This is a genomic window from Mesorhizobium sp. WSM4841, assembly GCF_055811515.1.
This window is the reverse complement of record NZ_JBVVQC010000004.1, coordinates 277,673-296,211: the sequence shown is the minus strand read 5'-3', so window position 1 is coordinate 296,211 and position 18,539 is coordinate 277,673. Positions and strand designations below refer to the sequence as shown.

Here is an 18,539-nt window from a genome sequence, read left to right as displayed (position 1 = left end):
CGTCAGCCTTCGGCCGGCAGTGTCACGACGAAGCGCGCGCCCTTGATCTCGCCGGGTTTGGTGCCCGGGATGTTCTCGGCGGTCAGCGTGCCGCCATGGGCTTCGACGATCTGCCTGCTGATCGACAGGCCGAGGCCTGAATTCTGGCCGAACGCCTCGCCGGCCGGCCGGTCGGTGTAGAAGCGTTCGAAGATGCGGTCGATGTTGTCGGCCCTTATACCGGGACCATTGTCGTCGACGGTGATGATGTTGACCTTGCCGGCGCGCGCCAGAGATATGGCAATGTGGCCGCGCTCTTCAGGAACGAAGGAGCGGGCATTCTCGATCAGATTGGTGATGACCTGGCCGATCCTCAGATCATGACCGGCGACGAAGTAGCCTTTGACGCCCTGCGGCAGCTTGGCGACCTTGAATTCGATCTCGACCGTCTTCTTGTTGCGCGTCGCCGTGCGCGAAACGTCGACCAGATCCGTGATGAATTTCTTGAGATCCACGGTTCCTGCGTCTTCCCGCGCGAGCTCGGCGTCAAGACGGGAGGCGTCGGAAATGTCGGTGATGAGACGGTCCAGCCGCCTGACGTCGTGCTGGATGATCTCCATCAGCCGGCCGCGCGACGTGTCGTTCTTGGCCAGCGGCAGGGTCTCCACCGCGCTGCGCAGCGAGGTCAGCGGGTTCTTCAATTCGTGCGAGACATCAGCCGCGAAACTTTCGATCGCCTCGATGCGGGCGTAGAGCGCATTGGTCATGTCGCGCACGGCGATCGACAGATTGCCGATCTCGTCCTGCCGGTCGGAGAAGTCCGGGATTTCCTCGCGATTCTTGACGCCGCGCCGCACCCTGACCGCCGCCGCCGACAGCCGGCGCAGCGGGTTGGCGATGGTCGAGGCGAGCAGCATCGACAGGATGGCGGTGACAAGGGCGGCGATGCCGAAGACGCGCAGGATCGCCTTGCGCTCGGCCGCGACGATCTTGTCGATGTCGCCGCCTTCCGTCGACAGCATCAGCACGCCGAGGACGGCGCGGAAGCGCTGGATCGGCACGGCGACCGAAACAATCTGCTCGCCCTGTTCGGAGATCCGCACGATGGTCGACGGGCTGCCGGTAAGCGCCTTGACCACCTCCGGAAATGCAGCGCCATTGCCGCCCGGCTGTTCATGGTAGACCGGCAGCGCGGTGTTGCGGAAGAAGTCGAAGACGAATTTCTGGATACGTTCCAGAAGGTCGGGCTCTTCCTTGTCGGTCGGCGGCAGATCGTAGCGAAGGATCTGGCCGCGCGAATAGAGATGGCGGGAATCGAGCAGCAGATTGGCGTCGCGGTCATAGATGCGGGCGCGCGTCCGTGTCGGCGAAATCAACCGCCTGAGCACCGGCGCGACGCGCTCCGGATTGATCGGAAAATCCAGATTGTCGAGCTGATCGGAGCCGGGCCCCAGGCTTTCGCCGGCCTGCAGTTCCAGCAGCTTTTCCGGATCGATGCTGATCGAATCGGTCTCGACCGTCGCCGATGCCGCGATCGCGCCAGCGATGATCTCGCCCTGGGTCATCAGGCTTTCGACGCGGGCATCGATCAGCCCGTCGCGAAACGTGTTGAGGTAGAGAATGCCGGTGACCAGGACGGCCAGGCCGGCGAGGTTGAGGAAGAGAATGCGTCGCGTCAGGCTGGAAAAGATGTGGTGGCCGAGGAAGCGGCGCATCGGCACCGTGATTCTCGACAGGAATGCCGGCAGAATCCGCGACGGGCGCCGGGCGCCCGTCCGTCTCACTCGCTCTACGTCCACTGCCATCGAATAGCAGCCCCCGCTCAGTTTTTAGTTTTGAGCATGTCGTTGTCCCAAAACCGGGACCACTTTTGGGCGACATGCATTAAGTTTTGAGCATGTCGTTGTCCCAAAACCGGGACCACTTTTGGGCGACATGCATCAATTCATGCTTCGCGGAACCGATATCCGACTCCGTAAAGGGTTTCGATCATCTCGAAGTCATCATCGACGGCCTTGAACTTCTTGCGAAGCCGCTTGATGTGACTGTCGATGGTGCGGTCATCGACATAGACCTGCTCATCATAGGCCGAATCCATCAGCGCATCACGGCTTTTTACCACACCGGGGCGCTGAGCCAGAGAATGCAGGATCAGGAATTCGGTGACGGTAAGCGTCACCGGCTCGCCTTTCCAGGTGCAGGTGTGACGCTCCTGGTCCATGACAAGCTGGCCGCGCTCGAGCGAACGGGCCTGCTGGTTGGGCGTCTTGGCCGACGCCTCGCGGGCGCTGGCACGGCGCAGCACGGCGCGAACCCGCTCGACCAGAAGACGCTGCGAGAAGGGTTTACGGATGAAGTCGTCGGCACCCATCTTGAGGCCGAAAAGCTCATCGATCTCGTCGTCCTTGGACGTCAGGAAGATCACCGGCAGGTCGGATTTCTGGCGCATCCGGCGCAGAAGCTCCATGCCGTCCATGCGCGGCATCTTGATGTCGAGGATGGCGAGGTTCGGCGGGCGCGCCGCCAGGCCTTCCAGCGCCGACGCCCCATCCGTGTAGGTTTCGACGCGATATCCCTCCGATTCCAGGGCGATCGACACCGACGTCAGAATGTTGCGGTCGTCGTCGACAAGCGCGATTGTTGCCATTTCAAGTGGCTCCCTCATGAGCTGTCCCTTCTTTGGTCGAGAAGGGGCTTTTGCAGGACAAATTAGGTACAAAATGTGGCACAGGCTTCGTCCGCTGTCACGAGCGGCATGCCGGCGGCCACGATTTCACCTCAACATGGATTGGACTGTTAAAGACCGCCAATCCTGTGGGCAACTACCTGACTTTTTGCACATATAAACGATTTAAACAACTTTCAAAATATTTAAATCGATTAATTATTTGATATCATTTGGCTTTTCTGGTTCTCACCGTTACAGTCTCCTTGTGGGGGCTCCGGAAATTCGCCGGCCAGGATGCTGCAAATCGAAGAAGGAACCCCTCATGTCGGAAGCCGGCAAACGCAATCCCGCATGGGCGATCGATCGGATCGGCCTAACGACTACAGGCGCGGTGCGCTATAATTTCGGGGAGGCCGTCCTTTACGAGGAAGCGGTCCGCCGCGGCGAGGCCCGGCTCACGGCGCATGGCGCGCTCGTCGCCGAGACCGGGCAGCACACCGGCCGCTCGCCCAAGGACAAATTCGTCGTGCGCGACGAGACCACCGGGCCGCATGTATGGTGGGACAACAACAAGGCGATTTCGCCAGCCCAGTTCGACACGCTGCTCGCCGATTTTCGCGCCCATGCGGCGGACAAGGATCTTTACGTGCAGGATCTGGTCGGCGGCGCCGACGAGGACTTGAAGCTGACGACCAGGGTCGTCACGGAGCTTGCCTGGCACTCCTTGTTCATCCGCAATCTGCTCATTCGCCCGGAAGCCGCCGAGCTCGAGCATTTCGTGCCTAACATGACGATCATCGACCTGCCGTCGTTCCGCGCCGATCCTGTCCGCCACGGCACCCGCACCGAAACGGTGATCGCCGTCGATCTCTCTCGCATGATCGTGCTGATCGGCGGCACCTCCTATGCCGGCGAAATGAAGAAGTCGGTGTTCACCGTACTCAACTATCTGTTGCCGGCGAAGGGCGTGATGCCGATGCATTGCTCGGCCAATGAAGGCACCGGCGGAGATGCGGCGATCTTCTTCGGCCTCTCGGGAACCGGCAAGACGACGCTGTCGGCCGATCCGTCGCGCACGCTGGTCGGCGACGACGAGCACGGCTGGGGTCCGCATGGCATCTTCAATTTCGAAGGCGGCTGCTATGCCAAGACGATAAAGCTTTCGGCCGAAGCCGAGCCGGAGATCTTCGCCACCACCCAACGCTTCGGCACGGTGCTGGAGAACGTGGTGCTCGATGCGGGCCGCGTGCCGGATTTCGACGACGGCAGTCTCACTGAAAACACGCGCTGCGCCTATCCGCTCAATTTCATCCCCAACGCCAGCAAGACAGGCCGCGCCGGTCACCCGAAAAACATTATCATGCTGACCGCCGACGCATTCGGCGTGATGCCGCCGATCGCCCGGCTGACTCCGGCGCAGGCGATGTATCATTTCCTCTCCGGCTATACCGCCAAGGTGGCTGGGACAGAAAAGGGCGTCACCGAACCCGAAGCGACGTTTTCGACCTGTTTCGGCGCACCGTTCATGCCGCGCCATCCGTCGGAATACGGCAATCTGCTGCGCGAGCTGATCGCCCATCACGGTGTCGATTGCTGGCTGGTCAACACCGGCTGGACCGGCGGCGCCTATGGCACCGGCAAGCGGATGCCGATCAAGGCGACGCGGGCGCTGCTTGCCGCGGCGCTCGACGGCTCGCTGAAAGGGGCCGATTTCCGCACCGACGCTAATTTTGGTTTCGATGTGCCGGTGGCGGTTGCGGGCGTCGACCGCGCCATTCTCGATCCGAGATCGACCTGGGCCGATACCTCAGCCTATGACCTGCAGGCGGCGAGGCTGGTCGGCATGTTTGCCATCAATTTCGAAAAATTCGAAGCTCATGTCGACGCCATCGTGCTCGGCGCCGCCCCACGCATGCGCGAAGCCGCGGAATAATCGCCGGCTGGATATCTGCACCTCAAGGCCCGACCCCGGGGAACGGCCTTTTCTTTTTTCGTCCGCCGCGCCATGACTGCAGCATGAACGCCGACGACAAGATCATCATCGCCGACGATGCGGTGATCCATCCGGATGACCTGCACGAGGACTTCATCCGCTCGTCCGGCCCTGGCGGCCAGAACGTCAACAAGGTGGCGACAGCGGTGCAATTGCGCTTCGATGCGGCGAATGCGCCGGGCCTGTCGGAGCGCGTCCGCGCGCGAACCATAAAGCTGGCTGGCCAGCGCGCCACCAAGGACGGCGTCATCGTCATCGAGGCCGGAAGCTTCCGCACGCAAGAGCAGAACCGGGCGGACGCCCGGGCGCGGCTTGCGGAACTGGTCGCCAAGGCCGCCGAACCGCCGCCACCGCCGCGCAAAAAGACGAGGCCGTCGAAAGGCGCGGTCGAAAGGCGGCTGAAGACCAAGGCTGGACGCGGCACAATCAAGAAGCTGCGCGGTCGGGTGGACGACGATTAGAGCGACGCGCGTCATAAGTGCGCTCTGACATTTTTGTAACTACCCATCGTGCGAGCGATTCCGGTTTTCGAACCGATCGGTAGGCGCGACATCAATTGCGCGGCTTCCAATTCAAGGTTGTAGGTGGCAAGTTCGGTATCGCCACAGCAAGGAGACCGCAGATGGGCATGTTTGATTTCGTCAAGGGCGTCGGCAAGAAGCTCGGCTTCGGCGACGATGAGCCGGAGCCGACCGCCGATACGCTGAAGAAAGAACTCGATTCGCACGCGCTCGGCACCGACAATGTGGAAGTCGACGTCAAAGGCGATACGGCTGTCCTGAAAGGCGTGGTCAAGGATCAGTCGATCTTCGAAAAGGCCGTCATCGCCGTCGGCAACACGCTCGGCGTGTCCAAGGTGCAGGCGGACGAATTGCAGGTCGCCGCACCCGAGGCCGGCACCCCCGCTGCCCCGGCCAAGGAACCGACCTTCTATACGGTCAAGAAAGGCGACAACCTCTGGAAGATCGCCGAAAAGAGCTACGGCAAGGGCAAGGGTGCGAAGAACACGATCATTTTCGAGGCCAACAAGCCGATACTGACCCACCCGGACAAGATCTATCCGGGGCAGGTCCTGCGTATCCCGGATCTCGATCAGGCCTGACCAGATCGGGCCAGATCGGCAACAGCAATCGACAATGGCGGCTTTCGGGTCGCCGTTTTCATTTGACAGTGGCATTCTGGTTCTTCCAGACCAACGGATCAAGCGACCATGCTCGTCCTGCCCAAAGGCGTCCGCCACATGCCCGGCTATCTGTCCCGCGCGGTGCAGGAAGCGCTGGTCGAGGACGTGAGGCAGGTCGTGCAGGAAGCGCCGCTGTTCGTGCCGGCGATGCCGCGCACCGGCAAGGAGATGAGTGTGCGCATGACCAATTGCGGCTCGCTCGGCTGGGTCACCGACAAGGAGCTCGGCTATCGCTACCAGCCGACGCACCCGGTGACCGGAACGCCCTGGCCGCCGATCCCCGACATACTGCTGCAGCTGTGGCGGGACGTGTCAGCATATCCGCATCCGCCGGAGGCCTGCCTGGTCAATTTCTATTCGCCCGACGCGAAGATGGGCCTTCATCAAGACCGCGACGAGATCGATTTCTCCGCGCCGGTCGTTTCCGTTTCCCTGGGCGACGATTGCCTGTTCAGGGTCGGCCAGAGCACGCGCGAAGGCGGCACCAAATCGTTCAGGCTGAAAAGCGGCGACGTCGTCGTGCTTGGTGGCGAAGGCCGCCTCTGTTTTCACGGCGTCGACCGCATTTATCCGTCGACCTCGGCGCTGCTTAGGAATGGCGGGCGGATCAATCTGACGCTGCGGCGGGTGACCTATCCCGGCTAGAGCCGTATCGCCGTCTATCTCTTTGTTTAAGCACCGGATTTTTGCAAAACCGGCACCCGCTCTGGGTCACGGTCCAGGCCTGACGCTGCCGGAAAAGATCCAGCGTTCGAGAACGACAAAGTTGACCACGGGAATGAGAAGGCAAGTGAGCAGTATCGGAACTGCGACCGGCAGGCCGAACTGCCCGACGAGGAGCAGCGGAAGGAGATAGGCGATGGCAAGACCGAAACCGGTCAGCACGGCGAAACGCGGCGCTTCGAATTGATGCGAGCCGGCCGACATGAACGTGAAGAACTTATGGCCGAGATAGGAGAATATTGCCGCGACCGCGTAGGCGGCGACGGAGGCTGTGGCCGGCGGCAGGTATGTTGACCCGGCACTGGCGAAGAGGCTGGCACAAAGCGCGTAGAGCACTGTGGCCGCAAGCCCCACCGAGGCGAATTTGAGAAGCCGGCGCGGAGCAAGTGTTCCGCGCCAGGCGGAAATGTCAGGCCGGCGCAATGCAGGCATATTGATCACCGGCTGCTCCCGACAAATGCTCTGGAATTGGCAATCGAACGATAGCGGGCACTGCCTAAAGCGCCGTTAACCGCTTCGTTACAGCTTCCTGAGCGCCACTTCCTCGACCAGATGATTGGCGCCCTTGCGCAGGATGAGATCGGCGCGGGCTCGCGTCGGCAGGATGTTCTCGCGCAAATTCTTCAGATTGATGTTGGTCCACAGGCCCTCGGCGATGGCGCGGGCCGCTGCCTGCGAAAGTTGCGAATAGCGGTGGAAGAAGGAGTCCGGATTGCGGAAGGCGGTCTCGCGCAGCCGCATGAAGCGGGCGATGTACCATTGATGGATCAGCTCCTCTTCGGCATCGATATAGATGGCGAAGTCGAAGAAATCCGACAGGAAAGGCACGATCTTGCCGTCCTTCGGCAGCTTGCCCGGCTGCAGCACGTTGATGCCTTCGAAGATCAATATATCCGGCCGGTCGATAGTCTGGAACTCGCCGGGAACGACGTCGTAGGTCAGGTGCGAATAAACAGGCGCGCGGACATTGCGCTGCGCCGATTTGATGCCCGACAGGAAACGCAGCAATGCGCCGACATCGTAGCTGTCGGGAAAGCCCTTGCGCTCCATCAGATTGTTGCGGCGCAGGATTTCGTTGGGAAGCAGGAAGCCGTCAGTGGTGATCAGATCGACCTTGGGGCTCGACGGCCAGCGCGCCAGCAATTCCTTGAGCACGCGAGCCGTGGTCGATTTGCCGACCGCGACAGAGCCGGCAATGCCGATGATGAAGGGCGTTTTGACGACATCCATCGCGTTGAAGAAGGCCTGGCGCTGCCTGAACAGAAGCTGGCTCGCCTCGACATGGGCCGACAAAAGCCGCGACAGCGAAAGATAGATGCGCTTGACCTCTTCGAGGTCGACCGGGTCGTTGAGCGAACGCAGGCGACGGACCTCGTCCTCGCCGAGCGTCATCGGCGTGTCGGCGCGGAACTGCGACCATTGCTCCGCTGAGAAAAAACGAAAGGGCGAATATTTCTCGGTGGGGGCGAGCTGGTCCATCGAGTTTCCTACCCTCCGCAGCGATCAGCCCCGGTCCTGCCGAGACGCCTTTTCGGCGATGCCCGAACGACCGGTGCGGCGTTCGAGTTCGGTCAGGACATCGGCAAGCGGAATGCCGGCGACGCCCAGAACGACAAGCCAATGATAGATGAGATCGGCGCTTTCCGAAACGAGAGCCTGTCTGTCACCGCCAACGGCCGCGATCACCGTTTCGACCGCCTCTTCGCCGAGCTTCTGCGCCGCCTTGTCGATGCCGCGCGCGAACAGCTTTGCCGTCCACGAATCCGGATCGCCGGAATGCGCGCGTTCCCTGATGATTGTCTCCAGCTCGGAGAGCGAAAACTCAACCATAGCGCCATCTATCTGCTTGTTTAAGCATGATCTTTCCCGACAACCGGCTCCCACTTTGCTTTAGAGCCGATCACCTAGGGTGTCCAGCCGCATCGGCAGGCCGGCGCGGGCCATATGCGCCTTGGCTTCGGCAATGCTGTAGGTGCCGAAATGGAAGATCGATGCCGCCAGCACCGCGCCGGCATGGCCGTCGCGAATGCCCTCGACCATGTGATCGAGCGTGCCGACGCCGCCGGAGGCGATGACCGGCGCACGCACGGCGTCGGCTACCGCGCGGGTGAGCGCGATGTCGTAGCCGGCCTTGGTGCCATCGCGATCCATCGACGTCAGCAGGATCTCGCCGGCGCCGCGATCGACCATCTGCTGAGCGAATTCGACCGCGTCGATGCCGGTCTTCTCGCGGCCGCCATGGGTGAAAATCTCCCAGCGGGCGGCCTCGCCTTCGGCCGACACTTTCTTGGCGTCGATGGCGACGACGATGCACTGATTGCCGAACTTATCGGCCGCCTCGGCGACGAAATCGGGATTCTTCACCGCCGCCGTGTTGATCGACACCTTGTCGGCGCCGGCCAAAAGCAGCTTTCTTATGTCGGCGACCTGTCGTACGCCGCCGCCGACGGTCAGCGGCATAAAACATTGTTCGGCGGTGCGGGCGACGATGTCGAAGATGGTTTCGCGATTTTCGGACGAGGCGGTGATGTCGAGGAAGCAGAGCTCGTCAGCGCCGGCGGCGTCATAGGCCTTGGCCGCCTCGACCGGATCGCCGGCATCGACCAGGTCGACGAAGTTGACGCCCTTGACGACGCGGCCGTTCTTGACGTCGAGACAGGGGATGACACGGGCTTTCAGCATCAGATCCTCCCAAGCGCGGCAAGAAAATCGCCAAGCAATTGCCCGACGACAGGCGGAACCTCGCCCTTGGCGTCAAAGGCAGGATCGTAGGCAGACAGGGTGACGCCGACTATCGGGATCGACTTGGCCAGCCCGCAAAAGAGTTGCCGCAGTTCCTCCGGATTTGGACCTCCCGGCCGTGCATAGCGGTTCACCTGCAGCACATCCGGATCGTGAACATCCAGATCCAGATGCAAATGGACTTGGGCCGCGCCGGCCGCCTTGAGCCTTCCGACATTGCCGAGTGCATCGGTCCATTGGGCGCGAATAATCGGCAACGTCTCTAGAAGCCGCCTTTCATCGGGATCGAGGTCGCGCGCATCGACCAGCATGCACCGCGACGGGTCGATCGCCTGGAAGCCGGGAATCGCTGACGTCATCGGGCGCCAGCAGAGCCCCAGCGTCGTCGCCAGCGCCATGCCGTCGAGAAAGCCGTAGGCGGACGTCTCGGGCGTGTTGAGATCGCCATGCTGATCGATCCAGATGATCGAATCCGCGGTATCGCCAGCCACCGCACCGGCGGCGGTCAGGCAATTTCCGGCGAGCACGATGGGAAAACGCTCATCGTCGCGCGCCATGTCGACCTTGGTGGCGACTGCCCGACAGACCGCGAAACCTGTCGCGATTTCGCGCTTCTGGGCATCGCCGACCTCGCCGATGTCCTCGACGATGACATCATGGCCGCGCAAGGCAAGTTCATCGACAAGCCCGCCGGCAATGATGGCGTCAGGGCCCTGGCCAAAGCCGGCGTGGTAAAGGCCGCTGTCATAGGGTGCGAGGATAATCGAGAGTTTCATCGCGCCCTCGCCTTCTCCGATCCTGCCGCCAGGATGGCCAGTGCCTCGGCCGGATCGATACGCCCGTCATATAGCGCGCGGCCGGAGATGGCGCCTTCGAGTTTTTGCGCATCGGGCATGGTCATGCGCACGATGTCGGCGATCGAGGCGAGCCCCCCGGAGGCTATGACCGGGATCGAAACCGCTTCGGCGAGATCGATGGTGGCATCCCAGTTTATGCCGGTCAGCACACCGTCGCGGTCGATGTCGGTGTAGATGATGGCGGCGACGCCGGCGCCCTCGAACTTCCTCGCCAGTTCGATGACGCCGAGGCTCGAGGCCTCGGCCCAGCCCTCGACCGCTACCTTGCCGCCCTTGGCGTCGATGCCGACGGCGATCCTGCCCGGGAACGCCTTGCAGGCCTGCCTGACCAGATCCGGATCGCGCACCGCCACCGTGCCGAGAATGATGCGGGCCAGCCCGCGATCGAGCCAGTCCTCGACCTGCGCCAGGGTGCGGATGCCGCCGCCGAGCTGCACCGGGGTTTTTGTCGCTTTGAGGATGGCGCCGACCGCCGCGCTGTTGACGCTCTGGCCCTTGAAGGCGCCGTTGAGGTCGACGACATGCAGCCATTCAAAGCCCTGTTGCTCGAAAGCCCTGGCCTGGGCGGCCGGGTCGTCATTGTAAATCGTCGCGGTCGCCATATCGCCGTGCTTCAGGCGCACGCACTTGCCGTCCTTGAGGTCGATGGCCGGGAACAGGATCACCGTTCAGGCGCCTTCAACAATGACGAAGTGACCGGTCGAGGCGGCAAGCCTGTACTTCAATGCCTCCCGGTATTCAGGCGACTCGTAGCATTCTATCGCCCTGTCGTAGGACTCGAACTCCACCAGGACGTGGCGGTTGCCTGTCGCCCCTTCCGGGTTCGCGTAACGCCCCGCACGCACGGGAAACTTCGCACCATATTTCGCAAACGCCGCCGCGTTCGCCTCGATATATTGCTTGTAGCCCTCGGGATCGCGGACATCGATCATCGCCATCCAGTAGCCTTTCTTGCTCATTATCCTAGGGCCTCCAGCGCAGGAAATTGGTGATCAGCGCCAGGCCAAGCGCCTGGCTCTTTTCGGGATGAAACTGCGTGCCGGCGAGATTGTCGCTGACAACAGCGGCCGTCACCGGACCGCCATAATCGGCAATCGCGAGCACGTCGTCGGCTTTCCTGGCGTCGAGATGATAGGAGTGGACGAAATAGGCGTGCAATCCCTTGGTGCCGGTCGGAATGCCGGAAAACAGCGGATGCTTGCGCTTGAGCTCGATCGTGTTCCAGCCGATCTGCGGTATCTTTAGCGCCGAATCGGCCGGGGTGATCTCCTTGACGTCGCCGGCGACCCAGCCAAAACCTTCTGTAACAGTCTTTTCCAGGCCCCGCTCCGACATCAGCTGCATGCCGACGCAGATGCCGAGGAACGGCCGCCCCTTGACGGTCGCGACCTCCTCGACCGCTTCCCACATGCCGGCCACAGCGCGCAGCCCGGCCGCGCAATCGGCATAGGCGCCGACGCCGGGCAGGACGACGCGGTCGGCGGTCCTAACACGCTCGGCGTCGGCGGTCAGGTCGATCGCGGCGGCTATACCGGCTTCATGCGCGGCGCGCTCGAAGGCTTTGGTGGCCGAGCGCAGGTTGCCCGAGCCGTAGTCGATGATCGCGACCCGCATATCAGGGTCTTCCCGGAGCGTGGTTCAGCCCCAGCGCGATGCCCATCTGCGCTGGCCGGGCATGGGCTGGATCCGGGATGATGCGTTGCGCGGGCGCTTGCTCATCCGAATGCGTTTCGGTTTCCAGCACATAGCGCGTATCGGCATCGTCGATCCTGTCGGCCGCGATAACTCCCCATTCATGCCAGCCACGACGGCGCAACGCGGCAATCCGCAAGGCCTGACCTTCCAGACCGACGTAGAGCGATACAAGCAGCGACAGCAGCGGGCCGGCGAGCCCAAGGTTCAATCCTTCGGCAAGCATCGAAAGGAGAGCCATGGCGACAAACGCCAGTGCTGCCTCGATCCACAACCGGTGCCAGAGCAGCCACAGCGGCGGCACGAGGAAGCCGAGCCAGGAAAACCCATCACGGACAAAGGCCGTTGTGTCAGGCTTTTCGCCGCGGCCCGGCGGTTCCATCACGACGTAGATCGCCATCGCCTATCCCTTCAGAGATCCCTTGGTGGAAGGAACCGCGTCCGGCTGGCGCGGGTCGCTTTCAAGCGCGATGCGCAGCGCACGCGCCACCGCCTTGAAGCAGGTCTCGGCGATGTGGTGATTGTTGGCGCCGTAGTGGCTGGTGACATGCAGCGTGATGCCGGCATTCTGCGCCAGGGCCTGGAAGAATTCGCGCACCAGTTCGGTGTCGAACGTGCCGATCTTCGGCGACGAGAACGCAACGTTCCAGACAAGGAAAGGACGGCCGGAGACGTCGATCGCCGCGCGCGTCAGCGTCTCGTCCATGGCGAGATCGACCGAGGCATAGCGCATGATGCCGCGCCGCTCGCCCAACGCCTTGGCCAGCGCCTGGCCGAGCGCGATGCCGGTGTCCTCGACCGTGTGGTGGTCGTCTATGTGCAGATCACCCTTGGCCTTGACCGTCATGTCGATCAGCGAATGGCGCGACAGTTGGTCCAGCATGTGGTCGAAGAAGCCGACGCCCGTCGAAATATCGGATTTTCCCGAGCCGTCGACCTGGACCGATACGGAGATGTCGGTTTCCCCAGTCTTGCGGCTGGCGTTGGCGGAACGGGGCGGCATGACCTCATCCTTGTCCAGAGTTCAGGCGTTCCAAGCGTCCACATGCTTGAAAACGAGAGCCTTCTAGCAGCATGATCCGGCGATTGCCAGTTGCCATGCCAAGGGATATCGAGCCTGGCGGATGGCCGGTTGGCAATCATCGGACCTATGCATACATATGGTCGATCAAGTCACTCGTAACGCGCCAATCGCCTTTTCGGGACCGGTGCTGATCGGAGCAGAATATGTCGAATGAACTGACCATGCACGCCACGACGATCTTGACCGTGCGCAGGGGCGGCAAGGTGGTGATCGCCGGTGATGGCCAGGTCAGCCTTGGCCAGACGATCATGAAAGGCAACGCCAAGAAGGTGCGCCGCATTGGCAAAAGCGGCAATGTCATTGCCGGTTTCGCCGGCGCCACCGCTGATGCCTTCACGCTTCTGGAGCGGCTCGAGGCTAAGCTCGAACAATATCCGGAGCAATTGACGCGGGCCTGCGTCGAACTCGCCAAGGACTGGCGCACGGACCGCTATCTGCGCCGGCTGGAAGCGATGATGCTGGTTGCCGACAAGTCGGTCTCACTGGCGCTGACCGGCACCGGCGACGTGCTCGAACCCGAACATGGCGTGATGGCGATCGGTTCGGGCGGCAACTACGCGCTGGCCGCGGCGCGCGCGCTGATGGACTCCGACAAGGATGCCGAAGAAATCGCCCGCAAGGCGATGCAGATCGCATCCGACATTTGCGTCTACACCAACAACAACTTTGTCATCGAAACCCTCGATGCCGGCTGAGCCGATCGCTGGCCATGATCCCGAAAAGTGGAAACCGGTTTTTGCTTCGCTGACCTTCGGTTCGGAGAAGATCATGGCCAAACAAGAAAATAGATATGACTTTCGGCCTGTGACGGAGGCGGACCTGCCAATGATCGCGGCATGGCTGGCCGAGCCGCATGTCGCGGAGTGGTGGGACGATCCCGAGACGGAGATCGCCCAGATCCGCGAACACATCGACAGCATTTCCGTTGAGCCGCTGATCATCGAGCTCGACGGCGAGCCGATCGGGTACATGCAGAGCTACGACCCGCATCTGGAGGACGGCCATCCCTACAGCGACCAGCCGTTCGGTACGCTCGGCATTGATCTGTCGATCGGCAGGCCTGAGCTTATCGGACGCGGCCACGGCTCGGCGATTGTCCGGCAGTTCGTGGAACAGCTGTTCGCGGAAGGGGTGCCGCGTGTCATCATCGACCCGGATCCATCCAACGGACGAGCGATCCGTGCCTATGAAAAGGCCGGTTTCAGAGCTATCGATCGAAGGCAATCGGAATATGGCGACGCCGTACTGATGGCAATCGATGCCGAAGAGGGCGATGTAAAAGAGGGTGACGCCGAATAGGGCGACGCCGAAGAGGGGCAGTAACAACATGAGCACAACCGGCGCCGACAAGACCGTCTCGGCCTATGAAGACAGTTGGCGGATGGGGCTTCTGCTCGTCCTCGGCCTGATCATATTCCAGGCCGGAGCCCTTTACGGCATGGGCCGAACGCCGATCTGCACATGCGGCTATGTCAAGCTGTGGCACGGCATCGTGCAGAGTTCGGAGAATTCCCAGCATATTTCCGACTGGTACACATTCTCGCACCTCATCCACGGCTTCCTGTTCTATGCGCTGGCCTGGTTTCTGTTCCCGCGCTCGCCGATCGGGCTCAGGCTGGCATTTGCGGTCGTCATAGAGGGCGGCTGGGAACTTCTCGAGAACAGCCCTTTGATCATCGAGCGCTACCGCGCCGGCACGATCTCGCTCGACTATTACGGCGACAGCATCATCAATTCGGTGGCGGACACGCTGGCGATGGTGCTGGGATTTGTGATGGCGCGCAGGCTTCCTATATGGGTGATCGTGACCCTGTCCGTCATCTTCGAATTCGGTGTTGGCTACATCATCCGGGACAATCTGACACTCAACGTGATCATGCTGCTGCATCCGTTCGAGTCCATCCGGCAGTGGCAAAGTGGAATTTAGGAATATGAGCACATTTTCGCCCCGCGAGATCGTTTCGGAACTCGATCGCTTCATCATCGGCCAGAAGGACGCCAAGCGCGCCGTGGCCATCGCCTTGCGCAACCGCTGGCGCCGCCAGCAGCTCGAAGGCCAGATGCGTGAAGAGGTGATGCCGAAGAACATCCTGATGATCGGCCCGACCGGCGTCGGCAAGACCGAGATCTCGCGCCGCCTGGCACGCCTTGCCGGTGCGCCGTTCGTCAAGGTCGAGGCGACCAAATTCACCGAGGTCGGCTATGTCGGCCGCGACGTCGAGCAGATCATCCGCGACCTGGTCGAGATCGCTATCGGGTTGGTGCGCGAGAAAATGCGCGAGGATGTCAAGGCGCGCGCCCATATCAATGCCGAGGAACGTGTGCTGGAAGCGCTCGTCGGCAAGACGGCGAGCCCGGCCACGCGCGACAGTTTCCGCAAGAAGCTGCGCGACGGCGAGCTCGACGACAAGGAGATCGAGATCGAGGTGAGCGATACCGGCACTGGCGGCATGCCCGGCTTCGAGATCCCGGGCATGCCGGGCGCCAATATCGGCGTGTTGAACATCAACGACATGCTGTCGAAAGCGATGGGCGGCCAGAAGACCAAGACGCGCAAGACGACGGTGAAGGAATCCTACACAGTGCTGGTCGGCGACGAGTCCGACAAGCTGCTCGACCAGGACGAGGTGGTGCGCAGGGCGCTCGAATCGACCGAAAACGACGGCATCGTCTTCCTCGACGAGATTGACAAGATCGCCTCGCGCGAAGGCGGCATGGGCGCCGGTGTTTCCCGCGAAGGCGTGCAGCGCGACTTGCTGCCGCTTGTCGAAGGCACTACGGTCGCGACCAAATACGGGCCGGTGAAGACGGACCACATCCTGTTCATCGCATCGGGTGCGTTCCACGTTGCCAAGCCGTCCGACCTGCTGCCCGAACTGCAGGGCCGTCTGCCGATCCGCGTCGAGCTGCGTGCGCTGGAGAAGGACGATTTCGTCCGCATCCTGACCGAGACCGAGGCCAGCCTGATCAAGCAGTACATCGCGCTGATGAAGACCGAGGGCGTCGATCTCGTTTTCACCGACGACGCCATCGATTCGCTGGCCGGCATCGCCGTCGATCTCAACGCCAGCGTCGAGAACATCGGCGCCAGGCGGCTTCAGACGGTGATGGAGCGGGTGCTGGACGAGATCTCCTATGACGCGCCGGACCGCCATGGCACGGCGGTGACCATCGACGCCGCCTATGTGCAAAAGCATGTCGGCGACCTGTCCAGAAACACGGATTTGTCGCGTTTCATCCTGTAGCAGGCGATCCATCCTACAAGAAATGGGCCGGGCGAGCCGGCAAATTCTGAAACGTGTGGCCAAATGGAAGCATCCGGCCAGCTTTTGTCTTGCCAGGCGCAAGGGCTCTCGACTCCCCATCCAGCTTTACCTAGTTTGCCCGGCAACTACAGCGCCGCGCATCAGTTGGGCGTGCAAGGGGCGTTATTCAGTTGGTTTTGCGCATGACCCCGAAAATCGATTCCGGGGGTTATGCGCTGTTGCAGGCGGCGCGCATGAAAAAACTGATCCTCGTCATTCTCGGGCTGACGCTGGCGACAGCCATGTTCGCCGCCGAAGCGGCGACGATGGTGCCGCCGGGCAACAGTCATGCCGAGCAGCCCAACATACCGGGCGCCTCAAACCGGCGCACCCAGGCCACCAACACCACCTTCCAGGCAAAATACAGCAAGGTCTATGCGCTGCTGCAGCACGACGCCGGTCTTCGCGGCAAGATCAGCCAAGCGGCGGCGACCTATGGCATCGACCCGATGCATATCGTCGGCGCCATCGTCGGCGAGCACACCTACAATGTCGACGCCTATGACCGGCTGCAGACCTACTACGTCAAGGCGATCTCCTATCTCTCGAGCAAGCTGTCCTTCGCCTATGAAGGCGAGGACATCACCGATTTCGTGCAGCGGCCGCAATTCCAGGAATGCGCCGGCAAAACGGATAGTTACACGCTCTGGGAATGCCGCGAGCAGGTGTGGAACCAGTCCTTTCGCGGCAAGACTGTCGGCGGCGAGATCTTCCCCGACGACCGCTTCGGCGCCACCTTCTTCCAGCCCTATTATGCCGGCCAGACCTTCGGCCTTGGTCAGCTCAATCCGCTGACCGCGTTGCAGATGAGCGATCTCGTGCACCAGGTTTCCGGCCTGCCGAAGCTCGACGTCGGCGATCCGAACGCGGTCTACAAAACCATCATGGATCCGGACCTAACACTGGATTATGTCGCAGCGACGATCCGGAAATCGATCGATGCCTACCAGAGCATTGCCGGCTTCGACATATCGGGCAATCCCGGCATCACATCGACACTCTACAATGTCGGCAATCCGGAACAGCGCGCCCATGCGCTGAAGGCCGAGAACGACAGGCGCCGCGACGCGGGCGAACCGGAGAAGCTGCCCGAGGAAAATTACTATGGCTGGCTGGTCAACCACAAATTGCCGGAGCTGAAGGCGTTGTTTTAGTGGTGAAATCCGACTCTTGGTGCCTGACGACCACAGCCGCCCTGGGGTTGAGCTGCTGTTGGCGAGAGCCGATACGAGAGCGCAAATGCAAGTGGACGACGCACTCGGCCAAAGAGCCTATTGCCCTTGATGCAATCCCTTGCATCCGCGCACTTAGGCTCGGGGTTCGCGCCCCGCTTCGGAAGCGGTTCGTAAGCGCCTAACTTGTCCGGGAGGGTTTCCTGTGGTCCGCTTGAAGGCACGGCTGAAAGCGGCTTCGGAAGCATACCCCAGGCGCGTGGCGATGGCTGGGATCGTCAGGCTCGGGTCAAGGAGCAGGCGTTTTGCTTCGCGCATTCGGAATTCGAGCACATAGCGGGCCGGCGATATCCCGAGGACAAGTGAAAAACGTTCTGCGAAGGTGGACCGCGACATGGCCGCAGTTCTCGCCAGTCGGGCCAGAGACCAGCTTTCCCCCGGCCTCGTATGGATGCCGAGCAGGGCGGGGCCAAGTCCTCGATCGCGCAGCGCAGCGAGCCAGCCTCGGCGATGGTCATCGCTATCCCCAGCCCAATCGCGAACAATGATGCTGATGGCTGCATCGGCCACACGGGCCATTATCGTGGCCGAGCCTACGCTTTCTTCCGTCATCTCCGCCGCCATTACCTCCAGCAGCATGCCGAGTGACCGGGTACGGTTCGGTCCCTCGCGAAGCACAAGTTTTGCGGGCATGGACCCAATCAGTCGATCGGCCAGCGGTTCCTCGAAATCCACGGTGCAGCAGAAAATGAGGGATCGGGCACCCCGCCGCCGGTGTTGAGGGAATAGCTTGTGTCGGATATCTGTCTTGGGCCCAGGAGCGCGAGATCGGTCACCGCACCGTCAGGGTCGTCGGCGATGACATGTTTGGTGCCATGCGGAAGGAGCACGACGTCGCCCTTGTCCAGCCGCTCCGGTTCAGACCCCTCGACAAGCACCCAACAGGTGCCTTCGGCCACGAAATGGAAGCGAATTCCTTTTTGGAATTGCAGGCCGATGCCTCAAGGCCGCGTTACCTCGGCCCGGCAGTAACTCGCCTCCGCTGGCCTGAGGTCACGCAGGAATTGTCCGAGAAGATGGACAGGATCGGCAGAATTGGATGATCGAGTATACATCTCGGACGCAATATCATTGTTCGTCC

The 18,539-nt window shown here is 61.8% G+C and carries 23 protein-coding genes; 9 read left to right on the top strand and 14 right to left on the bottom strand.

Annotated features, from left to right (window positions below; genetic code table 11):
- Positions 1 to 2 precede the first annotated feature (2 nt).
- Both AC0L14_RS07090 and AC0L14_RS07085 read right to left on the bottom strand, forming a co-directional pair.
- Complete coding sequence (locus AC0L14_RS07090; protein ID WP_095493999.1) at positions 3 to 1,784, bottom strand: sensor histidine kinase; 1,782 nt, start codon at positions 1,782 to 1,784, stop codon at positions 3 to 5.
- Positions 1,785 to 1,924: 140 nt separating this feature from the next.
- Complete coding sequence (locus AC0L14_RS07085) at positions 1,925 to 2,626, bottom strand: response regulator transcription factor (protein ID WP_023796909.1); 702 nt, start codon at positions 2,624 to 2,626, stop codon at positions 1,925 to 1,927.
- Between the two features lie 343 nt (positions 2,627 to 2,969).
- Between AC0L14_RS07085 and AC0L14_RS07080 the strand changes: the two genes are divergently transcribed.
- The 4 genes from AC0L14_RS07080 to AC0L14_RS07065 all read left to right on the top strand — a co-directional run bounded on the left by AC0L14_RS07080 (position 2,970) and on the right by AC0L14_RS07065 (position 6,468).
- Positions 2,970 to 4,580, top strand: coding sequence for a phosphoenolpyruvate carboxykinase (locus tag AC0L14_RS07080; RefSeq protein ID WP_473749014.1), 1,611 nt, complete (start codon positions 2,970 to 2,972; stop codon positions 4,578 to 4,580).
- Between the two features lie 83 nt (positions 4,581 to 4,663).
- Positions 4,664 to 5,101 (top strand): alternative ribosome rescue aminoacyl-tRNA hydrolase ArfB, encoded by a 438-nt coding sequence (arfB, locus tag AC0L14_RS07075; RefSeq protein ID WP_473484461.1) that lies wholly within the window; start codon positions 4,664 to 4,666, stop codon positions 5,099 to 5,101.
- Positions 5,102 to 5,262: 161 nt separating this feature from the next.
- The gene (gene lysM / locus AC0L14_RS07070; protein ID WP_473484463.1) at positions 5,263 to 5,742 is read left to right on the top strand and encodes a peptidoglycan-binding protein LysM; all 480 of its coding nucleotides are present in this window, start codon (positions 5,263 to 5,265) and stop codon (positions 5,740 to 5,742) included.
- 108 nt (positions 5,743 to 5,850) lie between these two features.
- A complete protein-coding gene (locus AC0L14_RS07065) occupies positions 5,851 to 6,468 on the top strand; it encodes an alpha-ketoglutarate-dependent dioxygenase AlkB (RefSeq protein WP_473749013.1) in 618 nt (205 codons plus the stop codon).
- A 66-nt stretch (positions 6,469 to 6,534) separates the two neighbouring features.
- Here the strand turns inward: AC0L14_RS07065 and AC0L14_RS07060 are convergent, their stop codons facing one another.
- The 10 genes from AC0L14_RS07060 to hisB form a co-directional block, all read right to left on the bottom strand.
- Positions 6,535 to 6,978, bottom strand: a complete 444-nt coding sequence (locus AC0L14_RS07060) for a GtrA family protein (RefSeq protein ID WP_473749057.1) — start codon at positions 6,976 to 6,978, stop codon at positions 6,535 to 6,537.
- Between the two features lie 87 nt (positions 6,979 to 7,065).
- Positions 7,066 to 8,025, bottom strand: coding sequence for a type I pantothenate kinase (gene coaA / locus AC0L14_RS07055; protein ID WP_258120878.1), 960 nt, complete (start codon positions 8,023 to 8,025; stop codon positions 7,066 to 7,068).
- A gap of 24 nt (positions 8,026 to 8,049) precedes the next feature.
- The gene (locus AC0L14_RS07050) at positions 8,050 to 8,376 is read right to left on the bottom strand and encodes a phosphoribosyl-ATP diphosphatase (RefSeq protein WP_473484467.1); all 327 of its coding nucleotides are present in this window, start codon (positions 8,374 to 8,376) and stop codon (positions 8,050 to 8,052) included.
- A gap of 60 nt (positions 8,377 to 8,436) precedes the next feature.
- Positions 8,437 to 9,231 (bottom strand): imidazole glycerol phosphate synthase subunit HisF, encoded by a 795-nt coding sequence (hisF, locus tag AC0L14_RS07045; protein WP_473637318.1) that lies wholly within the window; start codon positions 9,229 to 9,231, stop codon positions 8,437 to 8,439.
- A complete protein-coding gene (locus AC0L14_RS07040) occupies positions 9,228 to 10,064 on the bottom strand; it encodes an arginase family protein (RefSeq protein ID WP_473637275.1) in 837 nt (278 codons plus the stop codon). The genes hisF and AC0L14_RS07040 overlap by 4 nt, the downstream gene beginning before the upstream one ends.
- On the bottom strand, positions 10,061 to 10,810 hold the full coding sequence (hisA, locus tag AC0L14_RS07035; RefSeq protein WP_473527105.1) for a 1-(5-phosphoribosyl)-5-[(5-phosphoribosylamino)methylideneamino]imidazole-4-carboxamide isomerase: 750 nt from the start codon (positions 10,808 to 10,810) through the stop codon (positions 10,061 to 10,063). The genes AC0L14_RS07040 and hisA overlap by 4 nt, the downstream gene beginning before the upstream one ends.
- 3 nt (positions 10,811 to 10,813) lie before the next feature.
- Complete coding sequence (locus tag AC0L14_RS07030) at positions 10,814 to 11,104, bottom strand: DUF1330 domain-containing protein (protein ID WP_473484473.1); 291 nt, start codon at positions 11,102 to 11,104, stop codon at positions 10,814 to 10,816.
- A gap of 4 nt (positions 11,105 to 11,108) precedes the next feature.
- Positions 11,109 to 11,759: an imidazole glycerol phosphate synthase subunit HisH gene (gene hisH / locus AC0L14_RS07025; protein WP_473749010.1), complete on the bottom strand. Its 651-nt coding sequence runs from the start codon at positions 11,757 to 11,759 to the stop codon at positions 11,109 to 11,111.
- Between the two features lies 1 nt (position 11,760).
- Positions 11,761 to 12,237, bottom strand: coding sequence for a DUF2628 domain-containing protein (locus AC0L14_RS07020; protein ID WP_473527103.1), 477 nt, complete (start codon positions 12,235 to 12,237; stop codon positions 11,761 to 11,763).
- Between the two features lie 3 nt (positions 12,238 to 12,240).
- Positions 12,241 to 12,840 (bottom strand): imidazoleglycerol-phosphate dehydratase HisB, encoded by a 600-nt coding sequence (gene hisB / locus AC0L14_RS07015; RefSeq protein ID WP_473749009.1) that lies wholly within the window; start codon positions 12,838 to 12,840, stop codon positions 12,241 to 12,243.
- A 224-nt stretch (positions 12,841 to 13,064) separates the two neighbouring features.
- On the opposite strand from hisB, the gene hslV reads away from it, so the two are divergent.
- From hslV to AC0L14_RS06990, 5 genes are all read left to right on the top strand, one after another.
- Entirely contained in the window at positions 13,065 to 13,616 is a 552-nt protein-coding gene (gene hslV, locus AC0L14_RS07010) for an ATP-dependent protease subunit HslV (protein ID WP_192357920.1), read from the top strand.
- 73 nt (positions 13,617 to 13,689) lie between these two features.
- Positions 13,690 to 14,220, top strand: a complete 531-nt coding sequence (locus AC0L14_RS07005) for a GNAT family N-acetyltransferase (RefSeq protein WP_473484479.1) — start codon at positions 13,690 to 13,692, stop codon at positions 14,218 to 14,220.
- Between the two features lie 28 nt (positions 14,221 to 14,248).
- Positions 14,249 to 14,848 (top strand): DUF2585 domain-containing protein, encoded by a 600-nt coding sequence (locus AC0L14_RS07000; protein ID WP_473484481.1) that lies wholly within the window; start codon positions 14,249 to 14,251, stop codon positions 14,846 to 14,848.
- A gap of 4 nt (positions 14,849 to 14,852) precedes the next feature.
- Positions 14,853 to 16,166, top strand: coding sequence for an ATP-dependent protease ATPase subunit HslU (gene hslU, locus AC0L14_RS06995; protein WP_473749007.1), 1,314 nt, complete (start codon positions 14,853 to 14,855; stop codon positions 16,164 to 16,166).
- A 254-nt stretch (positions 16,167 to 16,420) separates the two neighbouring features.
- Positions 16,421 to 17,380, top strand: coding sequence for a DUF1402 family protein (locus AC0L14_RS06990; protein WP_473749055.1), 960 nt, complete (start codon positions 16,421 to 16,423; stop codon positions 17,378 to 17,380).
- Positions 17,381 to 17,533: 153 nt separating this feature from the next.
- Here the strand turns inward: AC0L14_RS06990 and AC0L14_RS06985 are convergent, their stop codons facing one another.
- Both AC0L14_RS06985 and AC0L14_RS06980 read right to left on the bottom strand, forming a co-directional pair.
- Complete coding sequence (locus AC0L14_RS06985; protein WP_473749006.1) at positions 17,534 to 18,133, bottom strand: helix-turn-helix domain-containing protein; 600 nt, start codon at positions 18,131 to 18,133, stop codon at positions 17,534 to 17,536.
- Positions 18,100 to 18,390 carry a cupin domain-containing protein gene (locus AC0L14_RS06980; RefSeq protein ID WP_473749054.1) on the bottom strand — a complete coding sequence of 97 codons (291 nt, stop codon included), beginning with the start codon at positions 18,388 to 18,390 and terminating at the stop codon, positions 18,100 to 18,102. The genes AC0L14_RS06985 and AC0L14_RS06980 overlap by 34 nt, the downstream gene beginning before the upstream one ends.
- Positions 18,391 to 18,539 lie beyond the last annotated feature (149 nt).

Excerpts from the sequence above, each read along its gene's own strand:
- AC0L14_RS07060 (WP_473749057.1), bottom strand. The coding sequence starts at position 6,978 with ATGCCTGCATTGCGCCGGCCTGACATTTCCGCCTGGCGCGGAACACTT.
- AC0L14_RS07020 (WP_473527103.1), bottom strand. The coding sequence starts at position 12,237 with ATGGCGATCTACGTCGTGATGGAACCGCCGGGCCGCGGCGAAAAGCCT.
- hslU (WP_473749007.1), top strand. The coding sequence starts at position 14,853 with ATGAGCACATTTTCGCCCCGCGAGATCGTTTCGGAACTCGATCGCTTC.
- AC0L14_RS07050 (WP_473484467.1), bottom strand. The coding sequence starts at position 8,376 with ATGGTTGAGTTTTCGCTCTCCGAGCTGGAGACAATCATCAGGGAACGC.
- coaA (WP_258120878.1), bottom strand. The coding sequence starts at position 8,025 with ATGGACCAGCTCGCCCCCACCGAGAAATATTCGCCCTTTCGTTTTTTC.
- AC0L14_RS07085 (WP_023796909.1), bottom strand. The coding sequence starts at position 2,626 with ATGGCAACAATCGCGCTTGTCGACGACGACCGCAACATTCTGACGTCG.
- AC0L14_RS07005 (WP_473484479.1), top strand. The coding sequence starts at position 13,690 with ATGGCCAAACAAGAAAATAGATATGACTTTCGGCCTGTGACGGAGGCG.
- lysM (WP_473484463.1), top strand. The coding sequence starts at position 5,263 with ATGGGCATGTTTGATTTCGTCAAGGGCGTCGGCAAGAAGCTCGGCTTC.
- hslV (WP_192357920.1), top strand. The coding sequence starts at position 13,065 with ATGTCGAATGAACTGACCATGCACGCCACGACGATCTTGACCGTGCGC.
- AC0L14_RS07080 (WP_473749014.1), top strand. The coding sequence starts at position 2,970 with ATGTCGGAAGCCGGCAAACGCAATCCCGCATGGGCGATCGATCGGATC.
- AC0L14_RS07000 (WP_473484481.1), top strand. The coding sequence starts at position 14,249 with ATGAGCACAACCGGCGCCGACAAGACCGTCTCGGCCTATGAAGACAGT.
- hisB (WP_473749009.1), bottom strand. The coding sequence starts at position 12,840 with ATGCCGCCCCGTTCCGCCAACGCCAGCCGCAAGACTGGGGAAACCGAC.
- arfB (WP_473484461.1), top strand. The coding sequence starts at position 4,664 with ATGAACGCCGACGACAAGATCATCATCGCCGACGATGCGGTGATCCAT.
- AC0L14_RS07030 (WP_473484473.1), bottom strand. The coding sequence starts at position 11,104 with ATGAGCAAGAAAGGCTACTGGATGGCGATGATCGATGTCCGCGATCCC.
- AC0L14_RS06990 (WP_473749055.1), top strand. The coding sequence starts at position 16,421 with ATGAAAAAACTGATCCTCGTCATTCTCGGGCTGACGCTGGCGACAGCC.
- hisH (WP_473749010.1), bottom strand. The coding sequence starts at position 11,759 with ATGCGGGTCGCGATCATCGACTACGGCTCGGGCAACCTGCGCTCGGCC.
- AC0L14_RS07090 (WP_095493999.1), bottom strand. The coding sequence starts at position 1,784 with ATGGCAGTGGACGTAGAGCGAGTGAGACGGACGGGCGCCCGGCGCCCG.
- AC0L14_RS07065 (WP_473749013.1), top strand. The coding sequence starts at position 5,851 with ATGCTCGTCCTGCCCAAAGGCGTCCGCCACATGCCCGGCTATCTGTCC.
- AC0L14_RS07040 (WP_473637275.1), bottom strand. The coding sequence starts at position 10,064 with ATGAAACTCTCGATTATCCTCGCACCCTATGACAGCGGCCTTTACCAC.